Raw genomic sequence first — 24,453 nt, 5'->3', positions numbered from 1 at the left:
GCAGTTCGAGGATGGTTTTTGATTTGAATTCAATAAAAGAAAAAATATGCAAAGAAAGTGCTTCTTAAAATTATTGACTTGGTTTTTATTTTTCCTTTTTTCGAATCATTCATATGCCGAAGCATTGGGTACTCCGCGTTTGCCTTCTGTTTCAAAAGGCTACGTCGAACGAATTGAAAATTTTCAATCAAAATTTGTCCAATCACGCCATATAGATATTTGGCTGCCAAGTGATTACGCTTCAGAAAAAAAATATGCAGTCATCTACATGCTTGATGGACAAGGTCTATTTGATGCAAGCCAAGCTTGGAACAAGCAAGCTTGGAATGTCCATTTGGCAATTGATAAATTAACCAATGAGAAGAAACTTCAAGACACCATAGTTGTTGGCATTCCGAATGGCGGGAAATACAGATACAGCGAATACTTCCCTGAAAAATTTCTGTCATTTTTACCAAAAGAAAATAGAGATGAATACATACAGCGTGCACAACTGGGTAAGCCATTGGCAGATGCTTTTTTGAGATTTCTGGTTGAGGAGATCAAGCCTGTCATTGATAAAAAGTATGCAACGCAGGATGGCCCGGATGGGACTTACATCATGGGCTCTAGCATGGGAGGTCTCATCTCAATTTATGCACTGTGTGAATACCCTCATATTTTTGGTGGAGCCGCAGGTCTTTCAACCCATTGGGTTGGTAAACCAAGTTCTTGGGGTACGCCTCAGAAAATCAGAAACGCAAGCATTCCAATTGCTGCATTCAACTATTTAAAGCTTCATCTACCGACTGCAAATTCACGTCTGGTGTACATGGACCATGGCACACTTGGCATCGATTCAATTTATGGAAATTATCAATCTATCGTCGATGAGATTGGCAGTGAAATTGGATATGACAACGCTCATTGGAAAAGTCTTGTATTTCAGGGCGCGCGGCACAGCGAAGTCGATTGGTCGGCTCGATTAGAAGTGCCGCTATTATTTTTACTCGGCAAAAGTAAAGGGTGACGCATTTAGTTGATTTAATCTCTATCGATCACCACTTTGCCGTGGCGCAAATCAAGCGTCTAAGTCTATAGATTGAGTAGAAATTATGGCAATTTGCCCATATTTTCAACACATTTCTTTTCAATAATTGTGCACAAACATCAATGAAAGGATCACTGTGCACAAAAAGAACTCACTCAAGTTTGCTACGGTTATTTTGCTAACTATGACATTAACCGCTTGCGGTGGAAGCGATAGCACCAGCGTCATTAGTGCTGTGAGCAGCAATGTCAGCACTGTGGGTGTACTTTGCAACTACGCCACCAATTTTTTCAACAATTCACCATCCGTGAATGCGACTGCAACGGCCACCTGGTCATGTAGCAACACCTTGCGCTCAATCGTATCGAATGGACTCCCTGACCACGCAGTTGGCACTTTCCCAAATCCGGAGAATCCGAACACCATCACGGCTCAAAAAATTGCTGTATCGACTACTTTAACGCCAACAAAAACCAACGCAATTACCACATTTGGTCCTGGTACGACAAAGCCAGGCATTGCACTGAATGGTGTTGTTTTTGATCCTGGAACTGCAGGCACATGTAACAATTCTGGCAATTCCTGCAGCCCAGGTGGCGCCCCAGTCGGCTCCTGGACAATGGAGGCGCTTGGACAATCATCGTTCAAATTTGGTACTGACATGAACAATGCACACGTACAACCTGATGGGGTGTATCACTATCACGGTGTACCTGAGGGCATTGTTGCGAAATTCAATCTAGGTAAAAAAATGACGCTCATCGGTTGGGCAGCAGATGGTTTTCCAATATACGCACGTTATGGCTATAGCGCCGCCACCGATGCGAACTCAGCAATCAAAGTCATGACACCTAGTTTCAGACTCAAAGCTTCACCTGATGTCAACCGACCAGCAACCAACATTTTTCCTATGGGGGCATTCACACAGGACTATGAGTACGTGGCCGGCTTAGGAGATTTAGACGAGTGCAATGGTCGTTCAGGTGTAACCCCTGAATTTCCCAGTGGCATCTATCATTACTTTGCGACTGATACCTTCCCATACCTTCAGCGTTGCGTGAAGGGGGCAATTTCGTAACAGGTCGTCTTGTGCTCAAGATTGCAAACAAGCTTGCAAAAATACTGGTGCTTTTCTTAAGCCTGGTATTCTTGAATGCAGCAAAAGCACATTTTGTTGCAAATCAAAAAGGTACTTTGAATATTGCCCGCAATTCGGCATTTCTGGTTATCTCAATACCAATTTCGGCTTTTCAAGGGGTCGACGATGATCTAGATGGGCTACTGTCTAAGCCTGAACTGAAAGTGCATTTTGATGCGATTGAACAAAAGGTAAAAGAAGGTATTTTGCTATTTGCTTCAGGTGGTGCAATTCCGCTGAATTGGGTGATGATTGACATTGATCATTCGACAAGCACAGCTGCAGATTTGCCTGCAAGCCATTTGATCGTACTTGGAAGATACGAATCAAACCAAATTGGCAATGATGGAAGTGAGCACAATTCTTCATCGCTAAAAAATTTAGAAATGCACTTTACCTTGTACGGCCGAGGCGCAAATGAACAGGTTGAAGATTTGACAATTACGCGGCAACATGAAACTCAGTGGTTGCGATTCTCTTCAGAAAATTCTCGCCAATCGCTTCTGCCCAGTGTCGCTTTGATCTTTTATAGCTACATGAAAAACGGTGCAATACATGTACTGAAAGAACCAGACCATTTGCTATTCCTGCTGGTTGTATTGTCTGCTGGAGGGACTCTACTCAATCTGATCGGATTGCTAAGCAGCTTTACTTTGGGTCATGCCGCAACACTTTTTGCTAGTTTATGGGGTGGTGTATCAGTTTCTGATCAATTGATTGAACCAGGAATAGCAGCCACGATTTTCTGCATGGCTGCATTTGATGGATGGCATCACTGGCAACAAAAAGTTTCTCCCGCCTATATCAGGCTGTTTTTAGTATTTTGTTGTGCAATGGTTCATGGACTTGGATTTTCAAATTCTCTGGGTAACTTAACTCAGTGGCCTTTGGGAACCCTGCCTTTTTTAAGCGCCATTGTTGGATTCAATGTTGGCATTGAATGTGCACAAGTTGTAGTAGCCTTTATTGCGGGCTTGATGATGCTTACCCTGAAACACGCAGGTTTCAAATTGCATCAGACACACAATTCAGCGTATGTCTCATCAGTTGTCATGGTGATTGGTTTTGTATGGTTCTTTGAACGAGTTTTCTACGCATCTTGACTTGCAGACTAAATTCGACTTAAACCTTAGTTTTGTGCTTTCGGGATTGAGAGTTCCGAAGCATGAACAAATAAAGTCCTTCCACCTTTTCTCTTGCCCAAGGTGTTTTCCTTAAAAACTTCAAGCTGGAATTGACGCTTGGGTCATGCGTAAAGCATCTGATGGGAATCTGATGCCCAAGCTCTTCCCAGCCAAAGTACGCTTCAAGTTCGCGAACAATTGCCTCTAATGTCACACCGTGCAGTGGATTTAGAGGCTGATCATTCATACCGTTTGAAGCGTTCATGCATTCATTTTCGCTCAAATCAGAAGAGCGTTCTAACCGTCAGGCGCAAGTTTCTGGGTGCACCCGCATACAGGTAGTAATGGCTAAACTGTTTAGGTGACTCTCGCCAGTAAGCGCGGTTTGTCGCATTCTCCAAAGCCAGTGTCCAATCAGTATCTTGACCCGCCACCTTGGTGCTGTAATGAGCCGCCAAATCAGCTGTGGTCCAAGCCGGTAAGGTCATGACGCCGCCTTCCATCAAGTCGCGCTGGCCTTCATGGCTCAAACGGACTGATGTTCGAAGACCTGGTACTTGAGCCCAGCGGTATTCGGCTGCAGCCCGCACCACCAAGGAGGGCACGTTCAAAGGACGCTGACCGTTTTGGCTGGGGTCGATCACTGCATCCGCACGTTTGGCATTCAGCCACGTGGCGGCTGAGTCCAATTTCCACTGAGTGCTGCGATAGCCCATGCCCAATTCCACGCCTTTGTGTGCGGCCACACCATCCAATTTGCGTGTGCAAGAGTTGGCTTCTTCACATGCGCCTTGGTCACCCCACACAGGTCGTGTGATGTCAAACAATGCGGCGTTCCAAAGCCATGCACCTTGTGCACCTTTGAAGCCCAATTCTTTTTGGGTGCTCTTAGCCGAGGGAAGTGCCACCCCCGCGTTGGTGTAACGGATGCGGTTGGGTGTAACTTGTGCCTCTACGCCTTGGCCATAGCTTGCATAGCCTGTGGTGTTGAAAGGCAACTTGTGGCTAAAGGCTAACCAAGGCGTGGTGATGGTGCGATCGTCGTGCGTTGCGCGGCTGCCATCCGTTCGTTGGCTGTCGCGTTGAATGTGACTGGTGCGGAGTCCCAGCCACAGGTCTGCAAACTGATTCACATGAATGCGATCTTTGGCGCTGATCTCGGTTGAGTATTCTTGGCGGTTGGTGTTCAAGTCATAAGGCTCAGGCGCTGCGGCACTGTCGCTGACACCCGACAAGCTGCCGGTGCCTGCCCAGTTGTAGGCTTGCATGGGTGAGAGCTTGTCAATTTGACGCTGACGTAACCAAGAGAAGCTCACGTCGTGCTGCAAGCCAGCCAGCTGCACTTGGCCTGTCAATTCTGTTTGCAGAGCATCGTTGATGCGACGTTCGTTCTCGCTGCGGTAGTCGTACAGGTCAAATGTTTTGTCGCTGCAAAAACGATCGTAATTGCCTTCTGCATAGCAGCCATAAGCGTAGCTGAGGCGGTCGTCTGTTTTCAAGCGTTGAGCGCCCACTTGGGTGGTCCACAGCCAACCATTTTCAAGTTTCTGCTTCAGGCGCATGCTGCCTGTCAGCCCATCGAATACGCCAGGTACAGACCAGCTTTGTTTGGAGAAATTGTTTTGTCCGTAAACAGGCGAGGGCAATGTGTTGCCTGTGATGCTGGCGGCATTCACGCCCATTTGTTGACGGTTGCTGCTTTCAACTTCCCATTCAAGTCGGGTGTTGCTGCTGATACGCCAATCCATGGCCAAGGCCAAAAGTTGACGGTGACCTTTTGCGTTTTGAACATACGGGTTAAGGTCCTCGTAGGCTGCATTCACGCGATAGCCCAAAGCATTGTTGTCGCCAAATCGACCGCCTAAGTCCAAGGCAACAGAACTGTTGTTGCCATTGCCGTAACTGACTGTGAGACTTCTGCTGCCCGTTTCAGCGGCGTTGGGTGGACGCTTGACTACATAGTTGGCCAAACCACCCGGGGCACTGGTTCCCGCTTGAATGCCGCTGGTGCCTTTGAAGAGTTCGATGCGCTCTTTGTTGTCCATGGGGATCATGGTTTCAGCGCTGATGGGCAAGCCTTCGCGGCGGTAGTTGTAGCGGTTGTCCAAGGTGAAACCGCGCACGCTCAAAATGTCCCAATAAGCTGGCGAGTTGTAGCTGTCAGTGACGGAGGAATCCAAACGCAGTGCGTCTGAAATTCTTTGCGCACCCAAATCTCGCAGCGTAGCGTTGTCGATATTGGTGGCGCTGAACGGTGCTTCGCGCAGGCTGAGGTTTTCAAAACCACTGACTTGTTGGGCGGCAGGGCTGGTTACCAAGACGGTGTTGTTTTGGGCGATGGCAGAGGCACTGGCAAGCAGCAGTGCGTGGCAAGTCAATTTTGGCAAATGGTGTGCCATTGCGTTTTCCTTCAACGAAATGGCAGGTCGGCTGGATCATTCAACGAATGTTGGCAATTGAGTATTTGCCTCGTTGTTTAGACAAGCTTCCCTGCGCGAGGATTACCTCAATCAGGTTCAAAGGGACTTTCTCAGTCTTGGCTGGTCAGCCAAAACACCCCTAGCGGATGTGGCAACAAACAAGGTTTGTTGCCACGGGTTGTATTCTACGACACGCCCAAGAGTTTGTGCAGGTGTGTGGACGTTGTGGTGTATTGAAGCAGGGTTTTTTGGTCTGGACGCAACAGAGCTGAGGCTCCAAAAGCGGCCAAAGTGGCCTCATGAAAGCCGCACAAAATCAGTTTCTTTTTACCGGGGTAGGTATTGATGTCGCCTATCGCAAAGATGCCGCGCGCTTCAGTGGCATAGGTCTCTGTATTGACCGGAAGTTGTTTGCGTTCCATGGCCAAACCCCAATCACTGAGTGGGCCGAGTTTGGGTGAGATGCCTAGGCACAAAAGCAAAGCGTTAGCAGGTAAAACCTCTGTGTCCCCTTGGGCATTCAGAATCTCTAGTCCTGTTAACTGACCATTGGCTTGAACGAGGCCAGTCGGTTGACCTGCTACAAAGCGCATGGTTTGGTTGGCGCAGGCCTTTCTCATGTCTTCGATGGTTTGAGGCACCGCTTGAAATTGGTCACGTCTGTGAACCAACGTGACGCTGGCCGCTGCATCAGGGCTTTCACGCCAATGTGCGCAAGCCTCTAGCGCAGCATCGTTGTCGCCCAGCACGATCAAGTGCTTGCCTTTGAATGACGAATGCTTGGGAGCCGCGTGAAAAATTTGCTTATTCAAAAGCTCGTCAAAGCCTGGCAAGCTGAGGCCGCGTTTGACGAAGGCGCCAACGCCAGCTGCAATGAACACGGTGGCTGCTTTGAACTGGGTGCCTTTGTCTGTTTGCACATGCCACTGACCGTCTTCAGTGGCTTTCAGTTCACTGACCAATTCTTGAAGATGAAACTGCGGTGCAAAGGGTTTGACTTGCTGTTGCAGTTGGTCAATCAGCTCTTGTCCCGTGCAAAGTGGAATGCCAGGAATGTCGTAGATGGGTTTGTTTGCGTAAAGTTCTACGCATTGTCCACCCACTTGGGGCAGTGCATCCACTACGTGGCAGCGGATGTCTTGAAGCCCTAGCTGAAACGCTTGGAACAGACCCACCGGGCCCGCCCCAATGATCAAGGCTTCGGTTTGAATCAACGTTGCAACTCGCTCAGTTTGCCTGTCTTGTCTTTCCAGTCGTCGGCATCTGGCATGGGCGCTTTGCGCTTGGTGATGCTTTTCCAAGTGGGCAGCAAGGCCAACTCGGCGTTGAGCTTGGTCATGTGAACTTGGTCGGCGGGCAGGTCTTCTTCTGCATAGATGGCATTGACGGGGCATTCGGGAATGCACACGGCGCAATCGATGCACTCGTCGGGGTCAATGGTCAGGAAGTTAGGGCCTTCGCGGAAGCAGTCGACTGGGCAGACATCCACGCAGTCGGTGTATTTGCAACGGATACAGGATTCGGAAACAACGTGGGTCATGTCAGTTTGAAGTGGCTAGAGCGTTAAAGAGCTCAATGGTCTTAGAGCCCGAAAATGGGGATTTTAAGGTACTTAAGGGCTTTGTCTCAATTCACCAACACTGCGCCTGAGGTCTTATGGCTGGCCGTATCGACCAAAATGAGGGCGCCCAAGATGCGAGATTTGGCAAATGGCAGGGTGATCAGGGGTTCTTGGAAGGCCAAAGTCACGTGGCCCACAGAATTTGCTGGCAGTTCGGAGGCTTCTTCCTTGGCCAAGGTGTTGATGTTCAGCCGGTTCACCACGCGCTGAACCTTGGCCTTGACCCAACGATGTCCATGCAAAGCCCAATACAGACGGCCTGCTACCAAGGGTTCGTCGTCCATCCAAGCAATGGTTGCATCAATTTGACGCTGACCTTCTAGGCCAGCGTCTGCGGCCACAATCCAGTCGCCACGCGACACATCGACTTCACGGTCTAGCACCAAGCCTGCACTTTGGCCCGTGACCTCAGACTTTTCTTGGCGAGTGGCAGACAGTACCTGCGCCACCGTGGCTGTTTGACCACTTGGAAAGACTTTGACGCTTTGACCCACGCTCAAATTGCCCGTGGCCACACGGCCCCAGAAAACGCGGCGGCCTTGGTGCGTGACGTTGGAGTCGTGGAATTTTTCAACCCATTGAACGGGGAAGCTCAAGGCCACATCGGCTTCTGCAGGTGTGCTGGGCAGTGTTTCCAAAATTTGTAACAAATTAGGGCCTGTGTAAGCACACCAGTTGGCATGACTGTCCACCACGTTCCAGCCCTTGAGTGCAGAAACGGGCACCCAAGCTTTGACGTTGATGCCGGCTTCGGTCGCAAATTTGGCCAAGGCGCCTTGAATGTTTTGATAAGCCAAGGTGGCGTCTTCAACGGCGTCCAGCTTGTTGATGGCAAACACCACAGAGGGCACGCGGAGCAACTTCAAAAGCAGGCTGTGGCGTCGTGTTTGAGGCAACAGGGTGAGTTGAGCGTCGTGCCAATCGAGTTTGGTGGCATCGACCAACACCACGGCTGCATCGGCACTGGATGCCGCTGTCACCATGTTGCGGGTGTATTGCTCATGGCCTGGCGCATCGCCAATGATGAACTTGCGCGTTTCGGTACTGAAGTAACGGTAGGCCACATCAATGGTGATGCCTTGTTCGCGTTCGGCCGACAAGCCATCGGTGAGCAAGGCCAAGTCTGTCTCGCCTTGACGTTGCACGCCGGCCAAGTGATCTTGCAACACCGCTTTGGTGTCGACCAGCAAGCGGCCAATGAGGGTGCTCTTGCCGTCGTCCACCGAACCGCAGGTGATGAATTTCAGGGCGTTGGCATTGGGCGCGAAATGTGGAACTGCGTTAATGGCAGCGTCGAAGTTAGCAGTCGTGGTCATTAGAAATATCCGTCTTTTTTGCGTTTTTCCATGGAAGCGTCAGAGGTCTTGTCGTCCATACGCGTGGCGCCGCGTTCGCTCACTTCGGCGGCCAATGTTTCAATCACAATTTCTTCTGGTGTGGCGGCCGTGCTTTCTACGGGGCATGTGCAGGTGATGTCGCCCACGGTGCGGAAGCGCACATCGCGCACTTCCACTTGTTCACCATCCTTAGGCGGTGTGAGTTCTGTGACAGGCACCAGCAAACCGCGGCGATCGACCACTTCGCGTTTGTGCGTGTAGTAGATGGACGGCAGAGCAATGTTCTCGCGGGCAATGTATTGCCACACATCAAGTTCGGTCCAGTTGGAAATGGGGAACACACGGAAGTGCTCGCCAGGTTGCAATTTGGTGTTGAACAATGACCACAACTCGGGGCGCTGTGATTTGGGCTGCCATTGGCCAAAGCTGTCACGGTGACTGAAGATGCGTTCTTTGGCGCGGGCTTTTTCTTCGTCGCGTCGTGCACCGCCAATGAGGGCGTCAAACTTAAACTCTTCAATGGCTTCGAGCAGGGTCACCGATTGGTGAACGTTGCGTGATTCGCCAGGGTGAGCCAAGCGCACAGTGCCACGCTTCATAGAATCTTCAACGCTGCGCACAATCAGTTCAGCGCCCAATTCATTGGCGCGAAAGTCGCGGAAGTCTGTCACTTCTTTGAAGTTGTGACCCGTGTCGATCATGAGCAAGGGGTAGGGAATGCGGCCGCCCTTTTGTTTGTCGACAAAGGCTTTCTCGGCGCACTTGAGCATCACCAAAGAGTCTTTACCGCCAGAGAACAGCAGGGTGGGGCGTTCAAAAGCTGCAGCCACTTCGCGCAGGATGAAGATGGTTTCTTCTTCCAAAGCGTCGAGATGGGCATTGCTCAAGTGATGGAGCAGTTCGGGTTGCGTGCGTGCGTTCATGGTCTTCTTCAATGCTTTATTTCTTGGCGTGCAAGCCACACTCTTTGGCTGCTTCGTCTTCCCACCACCAGCGTCCTGCGCGAAATTCTTCGCCTAAGCTGATAGCGCGGGTGCAGGGTGCGCAGCCGATGCTGGGGAAAAATTGATCGTGCAAGGGGTTGTAGTCCACTTCGTGGACGTCGATGTAATGCCAAACATCCCCCCACGTCCAATTGGCCAAAGGATTGAGTTTGAATTGGCCTTTGGTCAATTCGTCTGCACGGTCAATCAACGGCACCTCTGCGCGGTTGTTGGATTGCTCGCGGCGCAAACCTGTGACCCATGCGCGCTGGCCTTTCAGTGCCTCGGCCAAAGGTTCGAGCTTGCGCACCTGGCAGCAGGCTTTGCGCAGTTCCAAACTTTCGTACATGGCGTCTTGGCCATGGGTTCTCACGAAAGCAATGACTTTTTCAGAAGACGGACGATAGACTTTGACGGGGGCAACCGAATGTGCTTGTGTCCGTTCAAGCAAGGCCAATGTTTCGCGGTGCAGTGCGCCTGTTTCCAAAACAAACACAGGAATGTTCAGTGCGTTCTGATTGATCAGGTGCGTGATGACCACGTCTTCTGCGCCCAAGCTGGAAGCTTGCGTCACTGGGGCGAACTCAGAAACAGCTTGCTTCAGCAATGCGATTGTTTCTGCAAGCTTCTCTTTAAAGTCGGCACTGGCCTTGGCATTCAAGGCGATGGCGTTGTATGCCTTGGCGGCGTTGCCTGCGCTGATGGAGGATTTCGTCATGCTGCTGCTTTTGCAAACAAAGGCTGCGTTTCGACCGCGGAACCTTGGTAGAACGCAGGAAAGCGATCGAATTGACGTTGTGCTGCACTTGCATCCAAACCTTGACGCAAAACCGCAACATCAAAACCAGTGCGAGCCATGGCCACCAATTGGTCAATGAGCACATCGCCAGTGGCGCGAATTTCACCTTGAAAACCCAGTCGGCGGCGAAGCAAAAAGGCTTGGCTGTAGGCTCGGCCATCCGTGAATTTGGGAAAATTCAAATCGATGCGTTTCACGCCATCTAGAGATACGGTGCGCGGATCGACATCATTGGCCAAGCTGATGGTGCTGCTGTCGAGACCCGTTGAGTGATCGTTGAAAGACAAAATTTTCATGACATTCAATCTGTTGTTCAGGCGAGCTCGGGCTCAGGATGACGCGCTGCATTGGCCACTTGCTTGAAAGGATCTTGGCCTACACGGCGCAAGGTTTCAATGAAGTGCTCGGCACGACCCTTCGCTTCTTGCGATGGCAAACGCAATTCGAGGTACTTGTTAATGACGGCTTCAATCACGCCAGGCACTTCGGCTGCAGAGAATGAAGGGCCTACCACTTTGCCAGGACCGGCTGCGCCTGACAGATTGGATCCATCAGATCCACCCAAGGTCACTTGGTACCATTCCTTGCCATCTTTATCCACACCCAAGATGCCAATGTGGCCGCTGTGGTGGTGACCGCATGAATTGATGCAACCGCTGATGTGCAGGTCGATAGGTCCCAAGTCGTCCAACTCGTCCAAGTCTTGGTAGCGTTCTGAGATGGCTGCTGCAACAGGGATGGCTCGTGCATTGGCCAACGCGCAATAGTCGCCGCCTGGGCAAGCAATCATGTCATTGAGCAAGCCAATGTTGGGGCTGGCCAAGCCCAAAGATTTGGCTTCTTGCCAAAGGTCAAACAATTGGTTTTCAGGCACCCAAGGCAGCACCAAGTTTTGAGAGTGCGTCACACGTGCTTCGCCTCGCGAGTATTTGGCCACCAATTGTGCTGACGCTTCAAGTTGCTCAGCTGTGGCATCACCAGGTGCCAAGCCCAAACGTTTGAACGACAGTGTCACTGCACGAAGTAATGGATTTTTGTGCGCCACCACGTTTTGATGGACCCAACGTTGGAACGCGGGATCTTCTGAATTACTGTTAGTAGCGGCATGGCTGCTGGCAGGTGCTGGCGGCTCGACAAAGCAAGCTGCAACACGATCGAACTCGGCTTGGGTGATGGTGTGGGGGCCGCCGTCTTTGTGAACGACGTCGTTGAACTCTGCTTCAACTTCATCGATGTAGCGCTGGCCTTCGGCTTTCACCAAAATTTTGATACGCGCTTTGTACAAGTTATCGCGTCGACCCCAGCGGTTGTACACGCGCACAACAGCTTCGAGGTAGTTCATGATCTGTTGCCATGGCAGAAACTCGCGAACCAAGGTGCCGATGATGGGCGTTCTGCCCATGCCACCGCCCACCCAAACTTTGAAGCCTATTTCACCAGCAGCATTTTTAACCAGCTGCAAGCCCACATCGTGCCAACCAATGGCGGCGCGATCTTCTGTAGCGCCAGTGATGGCGATTTTGAATTTGCGAGGCAGAAAGGCAAACTCAGGATGCAGCGTGCTCCACTGACGCAAAATTTCTGCGTAGGGTCGTGGGTCCACCACTTCATCGACAGCAACGCCTGCCAATTCATCGGTGGTGATGTTGCGGATGCAATTGCCACTGGTTTGAATGCCATGCATGTCGACCGTGGCCAAGAGGTCCATCACATCGGCTGATTTGTCCAAGGGAATCCAATTGAACTGGACGTTTTGGCGCGTGGTGAAGTGACCATAGCCTTTAATCAGGCGAGGCGACTTGCCTGGCAACAAATCCTGTTGCGCTTGGGCTTTCGCAAACAGTTCTGCATTGGGTTGGTCGTACTCTTTGGCAATTTGGGCCAAAACGCTCAGTTGTTTGCTTGAGATTTCGCCGTAAGGTACCGCTACCCGAAGCATGGGGGCGTAGCGCTGCACGTACCAGCCGTTTTGAAGACGGAGGGGGCGAAATTCGTCATCGGCCAATTGGCCTTTTTGCCAACGCTCAAGCTGATCTCGGTGCTGTGCCGCGCGAAGTTTCACAAACTGGCGGTCAAATTCTGTGTATTGGTACATCTGAGGTAGGGGGGATGCGGTCATTGCCGATTAAGTCGGGAACTTTAATGGCTCTTTATGACCAAACAAACTATTTATTCGTTTTACATATATGCTTATTGATCATAAGAGCTTGACCGTAAGGACTAAATTGTCTCCAAAGTGACTGGTTTTTAGCTTGCTGATACAGTTCCTTTTTTCAGGAGATAGGCATGAAGTCTTGGGCTCAGGTGGGTGTTGGCTTGGTTTATGTTTGGGCTGCGATGTCAGCAGGCGCGCAGACCCCCATTCGCATTGGCGAAATTAACAGTTATTCCGCAATGCCTCAATTCACCCAACCCTACAAACAGGGCTGGCAGCTGGCTGTCGAAGAAATCAATGCCGCCGGTGGCTTGTTAGGCCGCAAGGTTGAGGTGATTGCGCGCGATGACGCTGGCAAGCCAGAAGACGCCCTGCGTCATGCGATTGAATTGACCAGTCAAGAAAAAGTCGATGTACTGGCTGGTGGCTTTTTGTCCAATGTGGGATTGGCTTTGGCTGACCATGCTGCCAAAAACAAACGTTTGTTTGTGGCCAGTGAGCCTTTGACGGATGCCTTGGTCTGGGACAAAGGCAATCGATACACCTTCCGTTTACGCCCCAGCACTTACATGCAGTCTGCCATGTTGGTGGAAGAAGCAGCGAAGTTGCCCGCCAAACGTTGGGCGACGTTGGCCCCCAATTATGAATACGGCCAAAGTGCAGTTGCCAGTTTCAAAGAGCTCTTGAAAGCCAAGCGGCCTGATGTGGAATTCGTGGGTGAACAGTGGCCTGTGCTTGGGAAGATTGATGCGGGAAGCAGCTTGAGCGCACTGATGCAAAGCAAGCCGGATGCTATTTTCAATGTGACTTTTGGTGCCGACCTCGCCAAGCTGGTCCGCGAAGGCAATCAACGTGGAATTTTTCCAAAAGTACCCGTGGTGTCCTTGCTGTCAGGTGAACCCGAGTATTTGGAAGTCTTGAAGGACGAAACGCCCAAGGGTTGGATTGTGACGGGCTATCCATGGGACCAGATTGACGCCAAAGAACATGCCGCATTCGCAGCCAACTACTACCGCAAATTCAAAGAAAACCCCAAAGTAGGTTCCGTGGTGGGTTATGCCACCATGCAAGCCATCTTTGCTGCCATTAAAAAGGCAGGCAGCACAGACAATGAAAAGCTGGTGCTGGCCATGCGGGGTTTGAAATTCAGCACACCTTTTGGCCCTGCAGAATTTCGAGCCATTGACCAACAGTCCACCATGGGTGCTTTTGTGGGCAAGTTGGAACTTCGCGGCAATCAGGGCAGCATGACGCAATGGCGATATGCCGATGGTAAAAACTACCAACCCACAGATGCTTACGTGAAGTCACGCCGACCTGCAGCTGCGCAGCAGTAATTATCCGAATCGCGAAGCGGCCATCAGCTTCGCCAGGGAGGCTGCCATGGGCAGGGGCTCGTGATTCAAGTGCGCGGCCAACAGTTCTCCGCACAGCACAGACCAACTGATGCCACGGGCACCCATGCCGGTACAGACTTGCAAGCCCTTAAAGTCTGGGTGCTTAAATTCTCCAACGGCTGGGACGCGATCTGGTAGGGCAGATCGTATGCCGGCCCATGATCGGGTTTTAGAAAGCTCAATGCCTTGTTGGATTTCATCTGACAAGGCGGGCATCAGTTCTGCCCATTGTTGTATGTTGCTGACCACATCTTCATGTCGAGGGGTGACGTCAAAATCATTGCGTTGAAAACTAGATCCCACGATCCAATAGTCTTCTGCATCTGTGCCTAGGCTTTGCAAAGTTTTGAGTTGGCCAATGAAACTGCCATGACCGTTGACCGGAAATGAGGGCAGTTTCTCCCGGAGTGTTGGCGGCAGCATGGCCATGCTGCCCAAAGTGACTTGGCCTCTTAAGGCAGTGGCTGGCAGGTGAGGGCGCTGGTTGATCTTTTCGTGTTCAGTGCATTGCACTGTGTCCAGCAAAGCTTGGCACTGATGTGCATTGGCCAATACCATGTGCTTGGAGGTGGCCAAGCATTGGCCATGTGCATCGAGCGCTTGCCATTCAGAATCGATGCGTTGAAGTTGGGCCACATTGCAGCGACCTCGCCAGCTGATATTGGGGTGGGACAGCTGCGCTTTGACAAACGCGTGTGTCTGAATCCAACCCGCCATGGCATGCCACAACGCGTCAGAGTTTTCTTGCAATCCGCCAGCTACTTTTTGGGGTGTTTGCGCATTGGTGCTCCATTCGTGTCCCGCTTCAGGCCACAATGCCCCACTGGGCAATTGGCGCTTGCCAGCATATCGGTGTTCAAGCAATTCAGACACTTGCCATTGTGTCCCTTCTAATCGCAATTGTTTTGCGCGCTGCAATGTGGCGCGCACGCCATCGCGCGTAATGCGAGACAGCACGTTGTTGTCGGGCGATACGTGCGTGGCAAAGATGCCTGCAGGCAAGCCGGAAGCGCCTGCACCTAAGTTCTCGCCTTGGTCCAAAACCTCCACAGTCCAACCTCGGCCGGCCAAACTGTGTGCCACGGCGGCACCTGACAAACCGGAACCTATGACCACAGCATGCCTGTTGGCAGCATCGTTGGGCAGATGAAAGAGTGTCGAGGAACTTGGACGCAGTGAAGTTTTGGGTGTCCATTGCGGTTGGTACACGCCGCTTTGAGGTGGGTCATTGATTTGGATGCCGATCTGCTGCAATTCCTTCAGCAGAGGGGACGCTGTGTATGACCAAGCCAAGCAGGTACCACGCTTGCACAAGCGCGCAATGCTTTTGGCACCCCATTCTTCAAGCGAGTCGGTATAAAAACTGTCTGCGGCAATGTCTACTTCACGCGCTATGACTGGCGCTGGGCCAATGCACAAGGTCAGTTGGACTTTGTTGTTTTCCAGCGCGATGCGGTGAACGCCTGGTAACAAGCCAAAGAGGTGGCCTGCTATAAGTGGTTCAAGGTGGGATGGCGATTCATTTGCAAACGCCGTGAAGAACAGCGTTGCAGGTGCATTGGCATCTTGCTGCCATGCTTGAAGGGTGTGGAGAAAGGATTCTCCACGTCCAAATGAAGTTTCAATTGCGTGCCAGGTGGTTTGCCACGCGGGTCGGTGTTGCCAATGACTCGCGTGAAAATTAGGCGCTGGGGGGTGGGACATAACCTTGGGCAGCGTCTGCACCTGTGCCAAAGAAATGGTTTTCCATTTGGCGAGCCAAATATTGACGCGCACGAGCGTCGGCCAAGTTCAGTCGGTTTTCGTTGACCAGCATGGTTTGGTGCTTGAGCCAAGCAGCCCATGCCTCTTTGCTGACACTTTCCCAAATGCGTTTGCCCAGCTCACCAGGGTAGGGAGGGAAGTCCAAACCTTCGGCTTCTTGTTCTAATTTGATGCATTTAACAGTACGCGCCATGATGTTCCTTGATGAAGCTTAAGATTGCTTGTCTATACAGATATAAAATTATTGTATTTCCAATACATGCGAATCAGGCCGAAAATAGCCTGTTTTGTTTTAATTCCCCTAGGTTTTATGAGTGCATTTTTAGAAGAAAAAGTCCTGAGTGTTCATCACTGGACTGATCGCTTGTTCAGCTTTACCACCACGCGTGATCAAGCGCTGCGCTTTTCAAACGGGCATTTCACCATGATTGGTTTGCGCGGCGACAACGGCAAACCTCTTTTGCGTGCTTACAGCATTGCCAGTGCCAATTACGAAGAACACTTGGAATTCTTGAGCATCAAAGTACAAGATGGCCCCTTAACCTCCAAGCTGCAACACATTCAAGTAGGCGACACGATTGTGGTGGGCCGCAAGCCCACAGGAACTTTGCTGATCGACTACCTCACACCGGCCAAACGTCTTTACCTGATTGGGACGGGCACGGGCTTAGCGCCTTTCATGAGCATCATTCGCGACCCAGATACCTACGAACGTTTTGAACAAGTGGTCTTGTTGCACGGGGTGCGTGAAGTGAAAGAGTTGGCGTACCACGACTACATCACCAAAGAGTTGCCTCAAAACGAATTTTTGGGCGAGATGGTCAGTAAGCAATTGCTGTATTACCCCACCGTCACCCGTGAGCCCTTCATTCACCAAGGTCGCGTGACAGATTTGCTCGAGAACGGCAAGATCAGCGCCGACCTGGGAATTCCTGCGCTGAATCCAGAAGAAGATCGCGTCATGATTTGCGGTAGCCCCGAGATGTTGCGTGACCTCAAAGCATTGTGCGAAAAACGTGGCTTTGTTGAGGGCAACACCAGTACGCCGGCACAGTTTGTCATTGAACGTGCATTTGTCGAGAGCTGATCATTCAAAGCCTTGACTTCGAAAGACACCATGCCCATCACGCTTGAAACATTGAAACAATTGCCCGCCCGCGCTTGGTTGGCCATTGTGGCGCTGGGTTGCACTTGTGTGCTCTCGTTTGGTATTTTTTACTTGCAAAATTTTTTAGGCATGGTGCCTTGTCCGATGTGCATCGTTCAGCGCTACGCCATGATCGGTGTCATTGTGCTGTGTGTTGTCGGTGCACTGGGTGGCTCGGTCTTGCGAACCCTGTTGTCAACCTGGCTGGTTTTGTTTGCGGCAGGTTTTGGTGCATTTGTTGCAGCCCGTCAAACTTGGTTGCAATGGTATCCACCCGAAGTTGTTTCATGTGGCCGTGACTTCTACGGCATGATCGAGAACTTTCCTTTGCAGCGCCTTGTGCCCATGATCTTCAAAGGCAGTGGCGACTGCACCAAAGTCGATTGGACCTTCTTGGGAGGCTCCATTGCCAACTGGTCCTTCGTCGCGTTTGTCTGCATCGCGCTGTTGATGTTGGCCATTCGCTGGCGAGATGGTTGGTTCAAAACGACCGATACACATTCCAGCCCATTGGCTGATTGATGCTGCGTTGGCCTTCGGCCACTTAGCTCAGCTTTTTCATCAGCACTTGGCTGCGACGATCCCAGTTGTATTTGCGCTTACGAGCCTCTGGCAACCAGTCCGGGTCCATCTGGACAAAACCGCGTTTGATGAACCAGTGCATGGTGCGCGTGGTGAGCACAAAAATGCTTTGAAGGCCCATGGCCCGGGCACGCTGCTCGATGCGTTTCAAAATCTTTTCGCCATCCCCCTGGCCTTGTGATTGAGGTGAAACGGTGAGTGCTGCCATCTCGGCAGTTTTAGCTTCAGGGTAGGGGTACAGGGCAGCGCAGGCAAAGATTACGCCATCGTGTTCAATGATGGTGTAGTGATCCACATCGCGCTCAATCTCTGTGCGATCGCGTTTGACCAAGGTGCCATCGTTTTCAAAGGGCTCGATCAATTGCAAGATACCGCCCACATCGTCGTGTGTGGCTTCGCGCAGCTCTTCCAGTTTTTCATCAATCACCATGGTGCCAATGCCATCGTGCACATAAATTTCCAGCAGCAGCGCGCCGTCCACAGCAAAGGGCAAGATGTGGCTGCGTTCCACGCCTTCTTTGCAGGCTTTGACGCAATGCTGCAAGTAGAAGGCATGGTCGGTTGGTAGCAAAGCTGCAGGCAATTCATTGAGCCACTTTTCGGCAGTGGCCAATGGCAACTCCGTATCGATGGGATTGTCTTCAGACTCAGGGGCTTCTGGGTTGATGCGCAGACCCGGAATTTCAGTCAAGAAAATAAGTTTGTCGGCTTGCATTTCGATGGCCACACTAGTGGCCACTTCTTCCATGGACAAGTTGAAAGCTTCCCCGGTGGGTGAAAAACCAAAGGGTGAGAGCAGCACCATGGCACCCATGTCCAGGGTTTGGGTAATGCCCGCCACATCAACTTTGCGGACCAAACCCGAATGTTTGAAATCGACCCCGTCCACAATGCCCACGGGTCGCGCAGTTAGAAAGTTGCCGCTGATGACGCGCACCGTTGAGCCTGCCATGGGCGTGTTGGGCAAGCCTTGGCTGAAGGCCGCTTCAATTTCGTAGCGCAGCTGGCCAGCAGCTTCTTGTGCGCAATCCAAGGCCACTTCGTCTGTGATCCGGATACCATGGGAATACTTGGGCTCATGGCCTTTGGCCAGCAACTGGTCGTTGACTTGCGGTCTGAAACCGTGAACCAACACAATTTTGACGCCCATGCTTTGAATCAAGGCCAAGTCTTGAGCCAAGTTTTGCAATTTGCCAGCGGCAATGGCTTCACCCGCGATGCCCACCACAAAGGTTTTTCCGCGGTGCATGTGAATGTAGGGCGCCACCGAGCGAAACCACGGTACGAAGGTGAAGTTAAAGACAGTGGACATGGGCTAGTGGTTCTCTTGAAAGGGGGCCAAGACAGCGGATAATTCAGGCCTTACGCCATCCCTGATTTTTACAGAAGTTTTGCCATTGTCCGCCACCCCCTTGAAAATCGAGTTTCCTGAATCTTTGCCAGTGTCGGCAAAGCGCGACGAAATTGCGCAGGCCATGGCGGATCACCAGGTCATCATCGTCTGTGGCGAGACCGGATCAGGCAAAACCACCCAACTCCCCAAGATTGCCCTGGCTCTGGGCCGCGGCAAGCTCAATGCTGCCCCCGGCCAACGTGCAAAGTGGATTGGCCATACCCAACCCAGGCGAATTGCCGCCAGCAGTGTGGCCAAGCGCATTGCAGAGGAGTTGAAAACGCCCTTGGGCGATGTGGTGGGTTACAAGGTGCGGTTTCAAGACCGCTTGTCCAAGGATGCTTCAGTCAAATTGATGACTGACGGCATTTTGTTGGCCGAGACGCAAAACGACCCGTTGCTCGAAGCCTACGACACAATCATCATCGATGAAGCGCACGAACGCAGCCTGAACATTGATTTCTTGTTGGGCTACTTGCGCCAGATCTTGCCCCGTCGTCCCGACTTGAAAGTGGTCGTGACGTCGGCCACCATCGACGCAGATCGTTTTGCGCAGCACTTTGCTTCCAGCAAAGGTCCTGCCCCGGTCATCATGGTGTCGGGACGCACTTTCCCGGTTGAAATGCGGTGGCGTCCCTTTGAGGAATCGCGTGACCGCGATTTGAACGATGCCATTGCCGAGGCGGTGGATGAACTTTGGACCGGCCATGCTGCTGGCGACATCTTGGTATTTTTGCCAGGCGAGCGTGAGATTCGCGAGGCCAATGACCATCTTCGAAAGCATTTGTCGCACAGCGCTGTGACGCGTGGGGCAGAAGTCTTGCCTTTGTTTGCGCGTTTGTCTCAATCTGACCAAGAGCGCGTGTTTGAAAGTCACAACGGGCGCCGTATCGTATTGGCCACCAACGTGGCCGAAACATCTTTGACGGTGCCTGGCATTCGTTATGTGATCGATGTCGGCACTGCACGTGTGAAGCGGTACAGCCTGCGCAGCAAGGTGGAGCAATTGCTGGTGGAGCCCATCAGCCAAGCGGCGGCCAATCAGCGCGCTGGCCGTTGCGGCCGTGTGGCCAATGGCATTTGCATCCGTTTGTACGACGAGAAAGATTTCAACAGTAGGCCACGTTTTACCGATCCGGAAATTTTGCGCTCCTCGTTGGCAGGCGTTATTTTGCGCATGAAGTCTTTGCACTTGGGTGTCGTGGACGATTTCCCTTTCATTGAAGCGCCGTCCAAGCGCGCCATTACCGATGGGTATCAGTTGCTGGCCGAGCTTGGCGCCGTGAACGATGCCAATGAGTTAACCCGCACAGGCGTAGAGTTGGCGAAGCTGCCACTAGACCCACGCGTTGGCCGCATGATCTTGGAAGCGCGTGACCGACAGGCTTTGGACGAAGTGTTGATCATTGCCAGTGCCTTGTCGGTGCAAGATGTGCGCGACAGACCCTTGGATGCGCAAGCACAGGCCGATCAGGCGCATGTGAAGTTTGACGACGAAAAGAGTGAATTCACAGGCTATTTGAAATTATGGAAGTGGTTATCCGAGGCGCGTGGCGGCAAGTCCGCTGCAGGCTCTGAGCACAAGCTGAGCAATCGTCAATATGAACAACTCTTGCGTCAAAACTTTGTGAACGTTCGCAGAGTTCGTGAATGGCGCGATACGCATACGCAATTGCACACGACGGTTGCTGAGCATCGATGGGTCCTGAATGCCAAACCTGCGAGCTATGAACAAATCCACTTGTCGATGTTGGCGGGTTTGCTTGGCAATGTGGGCTGCAAGCTGGACGATGAAGACGTTTACTTGGGCGCACGTGGCATCAAGTTTTATCGTCACCCAGGTGCGCACTTGTCTAAAAAGCCTGGCCGCTGGACGGTGGTCTCTGAATTGGTGGAGACCACACGCTTGTTTGGTCGTGGCATTGCCAACATTGAACCTACTTGGCTTGAGCAAGTGGGAGGTCATTTGCTGCGCAAGCAACTCTTAGATCCGCACTGGGAAAAGAAGTCTGGCGAGGTCATTGCACTAGAGCGGGCCACGCTTTATGGCCTGGTGGTGTACAGCGGTCGACGCGTGCCCTTTGGCAAAGTGGACCCTCAAACTGCACGTGAAATTTTCATTCGCGAGGCCTTGGTGCAAGGGCAGTGGGAAACACAACTGCCGTTCTTGGCGGCCAATCACAAGATGATTGCCAAGGTCGAAGAGTTAGAGCACAAGTCGAGACGCCAAGACGTTTTGGTGGACGATGAGCTGATTTATGCTTTTTACGATCAGCAAATTCCAGCCGATGTGTGTTCGGGGCGTTTGCTTGAAGCTTGGTATCGCAACGAAGTGATGCGCCAACCTAAGTTGTTGGTGCTTAGCCGTGAAGAGTTGATGCGTCATGAGGCTGCAGGCATTACCACGCAGGCTTTTCCCAAAACGATTCGCCTCGGTGGCACGGACTGCAATGCCACCTATCTGCACGAACCGGGTGATGCGCGCGATGGCGTGACGGTGACCGTGCCTTTGTTTGTGCTGAACCAAGTGAGCGAAGAGCGTTGCGAATGGCTGGTGCCCGGTTTGCTCAAAGACAAAATTCATGCATTGCTGAAAAGCTTGCCTCAAAAACCACGCTCTAGGTTTGTACCTTTGCCCGAGTCGGCTTCGAAGTTGGCTGAGGTATTGGGAGCCCCCGATGTTTTTGGCGCAGGCTCTTTAACCGACGCCTTATTGAAGAAGGTACGTGACATCACCAGTTTGGATGTGAAGCGCGCTGACTTCAAGCTGGACATGCTCAGCCCGCACTTGTTCATGAACTTGCGTGTGGTCGATGAGCATGGCCGCCAATTGGGCATGGGGCGCAACTTGGGAGCGCTTAAGGCCGATTGGGGATCGCAAGCGCGAGGCGCATTTCAGGCATTGGCGCAGCTCAAGGTGCAACCTAGTGCGGGTCCAGTGGCGGTTTCCCAGTCGGGATCTGTCAATGCGCAACAACGTGCATCAGGTACGGCCGGTGCTGCTACAAAGGCCGCATCAGCTTCATCAGCGAATCCATCCCAAAAGACACCTGCTGTCTCGCAGCAACGCTACACCGCTTGGACTTTTGGTGATTTGCCTGAACTCATGGAGATCAACAAAGGCGGTCAAAGTCTGATTGGCTTTCCTGCATTGGTGGACTTGAACGATGCGGTGCAAATTGAGGTCTTTGACGAACCCGAGGTGGCAGCGCAAAAACACCGAGAAGGCTTGCGTCGTTTATTCGCATTGCAAATTAAAGATGCTTTGAAGTATTTGGAAAAAAACATTCCCGATTTGCAAAAGATGGCCGTGGCCTACATGCCTTTGGGCACGGCCGATGAATTGCGTCAGCAAATCATTGAAGTTGCTTTGGACCGTGCATTTCTCATGGACCCTTTGCCGGCAGATGAGTTCAGCTTCAAGAAACGCATTGATGAAGGAAGAGGGCGCCTGACCCTGATTGCGAATGAAGTGGCGCGCTTGACCGGCATCATCTTGCTTGAATTTGCGGCTGCCACTCGCAAAATCAAAGATACCAAGAATGCACCCGACGCCACAGCCGATTGTTCGCAGCAATTGCAACGCCTGATGCCCAAACGTTTCATGGCGTTCACACCTTGGACGCAACTGCAGCACTATGCCCGTTATCTAAAAGCCATCGTGTTGCGCTTAGACAAATACCGCGCTGATCCTGCGCGTGATGCTGCGAAGTTGTTGGAACTCAAGCCACAAGAACAACGCTATTGGCGCTTGGTCGCCGAGCGCAAAGGTGCTGTCGATGACCGAATGCTGGAATTTCGGTGGTTATTGGAAGAGCTGCGGGTGAGTTTCTTTGCGCAAGAGCTTCGCACACCTCAACCGGTCAGTGTGAAGCGCCTTGACAAAGCTTGGGCACAGTTGAACCACTGAGGCCTTTGCTTGAGTTCGCTTGCTGGCGTTTAATAGCGCTTTATGTCACTTTGGGCAAAGTCATCAGGGGGATGTCTTTGTCTGCTGCTAACTTCTCGAGTTGCTGTCTGGTTTTGCTGAGCAAAAATGCCGCGATGGCCTCATGGGTTGACTTTGCAAACAAGGCCTTCATGTCTTTCACCTCAATGCCTGCTGCATTGCAAAGTGACTTTGCAAAATGAGGCTCTAAGGCCGCCACTGCGACACGACCATTTTTACAGGCATACATTTTGTAGCCTGCATGGGCACCACCGACCGCACCCTTGGGCAAGGTCATGCCCCAATGTCTGGGCAACGCTAACCATGCCGCAGCATCGCTCAAGGCCACTTCGTGAAAGCTGCCTTTGCCGGAAGTGCGTTGGGTCAACGTAGCCTTGAGCACGGCTTCGCTGGCCATCATGGCGCCGCCCATGTCGGCAAACAAGCTGGCAGGCAAATCCATGCCAGGCACTAAATCGACTTCAGCTTGGTACGTTAAATCATGACCTGGAATTTCTGCCAATGGGCCAGGTGCACCCACCACGCTGACCAAGCTGAGGCCAGGGTATTGTTTGTGCAATGCTTTCCAGCCAAGTCCCAATTTATTGAGCGCGGAAGGTCTGAAAGAAGTGAGCAGCACATCGGTGCTTGCCAGCAAGGCATGCAATGCTTGCTGACCTTTGGCATCTTTCAAGTCACAGGTGATTTGTTTGACACCTTTGTGCAAGGTGTCATAGCCCTGGGGTGTGTAATGCGCCATCGGATCGCCAGCAGGTGGGTTCACTTTGGTGCAGGTCGCTCCCATTTGCGCCAAGCGCATCAAGGCTGCAGGTCCTGGCAGGTTAAGTGCCAAGCTGACAACACGAACACCGCGCAATGTGGAATCTTTGGCCATGACTGAAAAGATGCTTGTTGAATGAATTAAACGCCCAAATGCTGAGCCATGATGTCGGGTTGCGATTGCAGCATCGCTGAACTGCCTTCAAACACCACTTCACCTTTGACCAAGATCACATTGCGATCGGTAATTTGAGTCACGTGTTTCCAGTTTTTGTCCACGATGATGCTGCTGATGCCGCTGTCTTTGATGACGCTGCAGATGCGCCAAATTTCGCGGGCAATGAGGGGCGCTAAACCTTCCGTGGCTTCATCCAAAATCAGCACGTCTGGGTTGGTCATCAAGGCCCGTCCAATGGTGAGCATTTGTTGTTCGCCGCCAGACAGTTGTTGACCGCCATGACCTAAGCGTTCCTTTAAGCGAGGAAAGGTTTCAAGCACCCGGTCGTACGTCCAATCGTTTTGGCCTTGTGTGCCAGGACGCGCAGCCATCTTCAAATTTTCAACCACGCTCAGGTTGCCAAAAATGCCACGGCCTTCGGGCACATAGGCAATGCCTTGTTGTGCCACTTCGAAAATGGCGCGATCGTTGGTGCGAACCCCTTTGATGTGTACGTCGCCAGAGCGCGGCGTCACGATGCCCATGATGGATTTGAGCAGGGTGCTTTTGCCCATGCCATTGCGCCCCATCAGTCCAATGGTTTCGCCGCGCTTCACTTCAAAATCAATGTTGCGAAGAATGTGGCTGGCCCCGTAATAACTGTTCAGGCCCTTCACTTGAATCAATGTATCGCTCAT

Annotated in this window: 21 protein-coding genes and 1 riboswitch; of the genes, 7 read left to right on the top strand and 14 right to left on the bottom strand. The window is 51.9% G+C overall.

What is annotated here, in order from left to right:
• The first annotated feature begins 46 nt into the window (after positions 1-46).
• The 3 genes from L103DPR2_RS09495 to L103DPR2_RS09485 all read left to right on the top strand — a co-directional run bounded on the left by L103DPR2_RS09495 (position 47) and on the right by L103DPR2_RS09485 (position 3,271).
• Positions 47-1,009, top strand: coding sequence for an alpha/beta hydrolase (locus tag L103DPR2_RS09495; RefSeq protein WP_055360870.1), 963 nt, complete (start codon positions 47-49; stop codon positions 1,007-1,009).
• A gap of 157 nt (positions 1,010-1,166) precedes the next feature.
• A complete protein-coding gene (locus L103DPR2_RS09490) occupies positions 1,167-2,108 on the top strand; it encodes a YHYH protein (protein WP_197274861.1) in 942 nt (313 codons plus the stop codon).
• Between the two features lie 11 nt (positions 2,109-2,119).
• Positions 2,120-3,271: a HupE/UreJ family protein gene (locus L103DPR2_RS09485; RefSeq protein WP_156339883.1), complete on the top strand. Its 1,152-nt coding sequence runs from the start codon at positions 2,120-2,122 to the stop codon at positions 3,269-3,271.
• Between the two features lie 19 nt (positions 3,272-3,290).
• Here L103DPR2_RS09485 and L103DPR2_RS09480 read toward each other — a convergent pair whose 3' ends face one another.
• From L103DPR2_RS09480 to L103DPR2_RS09440, 9 genes are all read right to left on the bottom strand, one after another.
• Complete coding sequence (locus L103DPR2_RS09480) at positions 3,291-3,557, bottom strand: VF530 family DNA-binding protein (RefSeq protein WP_055360867.1); 267 nt, start codon at positions 3,555-3,557, stop codon at positions 3,291-3,293.
• 19 nt (positions 3,558-3,576) lie between these two features.
• Positions 3,577-5,691 carry a TonB-dependent siderophore receptor gene (locus L103DPR2_RS09475; RefSeq protein ID WP_055360866.1) on the bottom strand — a complete coding sequence of 705 codons (2,115 nt, stop codon included), beginning with the start codon at positions 5,689-5,691 and terminating at the stop codon, positions 3,577-3,579.
• A gap of 71 nt (positions 5,692-5,762) precedes the next feature.
• A riboswitch (TPP riboswitch) is annotated at positions 5,763-5,863 on the bottom strand.
• Positions 5,864-5,897: 34 nt separating this feature from the next.
• Positions 5,898-6,965 carry an NAD(P)/FAD-dependent oxidoreductase gene (locus L103DPR2_RS09470; protein ID WP_055361964.1) on the bottom strand — a complete coding sequence of 356 codons (1,068 nt, stop codon included), beginning with the start codon at positions 6,963-6,965 and terminating at the stop codon, positions 5,898-5,900.
• The gene (fdxA, locus tag L103DPR2_RS14500; RefSeq protein ID WP_055360865.1) at positions 6,923-7,252 is read right to left on the bottom strand and encodes a ferredoxin FdxA; all 330 of its coding nucleotides are present in this window, start codon (positions 7,250-7,252) and stop codon (positions 6,923-6,925) included. The genes L103DPR2_RS09470 and fdxA overlap by 43 nt, the downstream gene beginning before the upstream one ends.
• Before the next feature lie 86 nt (positions 7,253-7,338).
• Positions 7,339-8,649, bottom strand: coding sequence for a sulfate adenylyltransferase subunit 1 (locus tag L103DPR2_RS09460; protein WP_055360864.1), 1,311 nt, complete (start codon positions 8,647-8,649; stop codon positions 7,339-7,341).
• Positions 8,649-9,593, bottom strand: coding sequence for a sulfate adenylyltransferase subunit CysD (gene cysD, locus L103DPR2_RS09455; RefSeq protein ID WP_055360863.1), 945 nt, complete (start codon positions 9,591-9,593; stop codon positions 8,649-8,651). The genes L103DPR2_RS09460 and cysD overlap by 1 nt, the downstream gene beginning before the upstream one ends.
• A gap of 16 nt (positions 9,594-9,609) precedes the next feature.
• The gene (locus L103DPR2_RS09450; RefSeq protein ID WP_055360862.1) at positions 9,610-10,371 is read right to left on the bottom strand and encodes a phosphoadenylyl-sulfate reductase; all 762 of its coding nucleotides are present in this window, start codon (positions 10,369-10,371) and stop codon (positions 9,610-9,612) included.
• Positions 10,368-10,748: a DUF934 domain-containing protein gene (locus L103DPR2_RS09445; protein ID WP_055360861.1), complete on the bottom strand. Its 381-nt coding sequence runs from the start codon at positions 10,746-10,748 to the stop codon at positions 10,368-10,370. The genes L103DPR2_RS09450 and L103DPR2_RS09445 overlap by 4 nt, the downstream gene beginning before the upstream one ends.
• Before the next feature lie 17 nt (positions 10,749-10,765).
• Positions 10,766-12,547: a nitrite/sulfite reductase gene (locus L103DPR2_RS09440; protein ID WP_055360860.1), complete on the bottom strand. Its 1,782-nt coding sequence runs from the start codon at positions 12,545-12,547 to the stop codon at positions 10,766-10,768.
• 191 nt (positions 12,548-12,738) lie between these two features.
• Here L103DPR2_RS09440 and L103DPR2_RS09435 point away from each other — a divergent pair, with 191 nt between their 5' ends.
• Positions 12,739-13,944: an ABC transporter substrate-binding protein gene (locus L103DPR2_RS09435; RefSeq protein WP_055360859.1), complete on the top strand. Its 1,206-nt coding sequence runs from the start codon at positions 12,739-12,741 to the stop codon at positions 13,942-13,944.
• On the opposite strand, the gene mnmC is transcribed toward L103DPR2_RS09435, so the two are convergent.
• Entirely contained in the window at positions 13,945-15,708 is a 1,764-nt protein-coding gene (gene mnmC / locus L103DPR2_RS09430) for an FAD-dependent 5-carboxymethylaminomethyl-2-thiouridine(34) oxidoreductase MnmC (RefSeq protein ID WP_055360858.1), read from the bottom strand.
• Positions 15,686-15,961: an oxidative damage protection protein gene (locus L103DPR2_RS09425; RefSeq protein ID WP_055360857.1), complete on the bottom strand. Its 276-nt coding sequence runs from the start codon at positions 15,959-15,961 to the stop codon at positions 15,686-15,688. Before L103DPR2_RS09425 ends, mnmC begins: the two co-directional genes overlap by 23 nt.
• 117 nt (positions 15,962-16,078) lie before the next feature.
• Between L103DPR2_RS09425 and L103DPR2_RS09420 the strand changes: the two genes are divergently transcribed.
• Positions 16,079-16,855, top strand: coding sequence for a ferredoxin--NADP reductase (locus tag L103DPR2_RS09420; RefSeq protein ID WP_055360856.1), 777 nt, complete (start codon positions 16,079-16,081; stop codon positions 16,853-16,855).
• Positions 16,856-16,885: 30 nt separating this feature from the next.
• Positions 16,886-17,437, top strand: a complete 552-nt coding sequence (locus tag L103DPR2_RS09415; RefSeq protein ID WP_055360855.1) for a disulfide bond formation protein B — start codon at positions 16,886-16,888, stop codon at positions 17,435-17,437.
• A 22-nt stretch (positions 17,438-17,459) separates the two neighbouring features.
• Here L103DPR2_RS09415 and argA read toward each other — a convergent pair whose 3' ends face one another.
• On the bottom strand, positions 17,460-18,809 hold the full coding sequence (argA, locus tag L103DPR2_RS09410; RefSeq protein WP_055360854.1) for an amino-acid N-acetyltransferase: 1,350 nt from the start codon (positions 18,807-18,809) through the stop codon (positions 17,460-17,462).
• 163 nt (positions 18,810-18,972) lie between these two features.
• Between argA and hrpA the strand changes: the two genes are divergently transcribed.
• Positions 18,973-22,800: an ATP-dependent RNA helicase HrpA gene (gene hrpA, locus L103DPR2_RS09405; RefSeq protein WP_231717722.1), complete on the top strand. Its 3,828-nt coding sequence runs from the start codon at positions 18,973-18,975 to the stop codon at positions 22,798-22,800.
• Positions 22,801-22,840: 40 nt separating this feature from the next.
• On the opposite strand, the gene L103DPR2_RS09400 is transcribed toward hrpA, so the two are convergent.
• Together L103DPR2_RS09400 and L103DPR2_RS09395 are read right to left on the bottom strand one after the other, a co-directional pair.
• Positions 22,841-23,713 (bottom strand): CoA transferase, encoded by an 873-nt coding sequence (locus L103DPR2_RS09400; protein ID WP_055360853.1) that lies wholly within the window; start codon positions 23,711-23,713, stop codon positions 22,841-22,843.
• A 26-nt stretch (positions 23,714-23,739) separates the two neighbouring features.
• Positions 23,740-24,453 carry an ABC transporter ATP-binding protein gene (locus tag L103DPR2_RS09395; RefSeq protein WP_055360852.1) on the bottom strand — a complete coding sequence of 238 codons (714 nt, stop codon included), beginning with the start codon at positions 24,451-24,453 and terminating at the stop codon, positions 23,740-23,742.

The sequence above is a fragment of the Limnohabitans sp. 103DPR2 genome (genome assembly GCF_001412575.1).
Taxonomy (GTDB): domain Bacteria; phylum Pseudomonadota; class Gammaproteobacteria; order Burkholderiales; family Burkholderiaceae_C; genus Limnohabitans_A.
The sequence above is the reverse complement of the archived record's forward strand: the minus strand, read 5'-3'. Positions and strand labels throughout refer to the sequence as shown.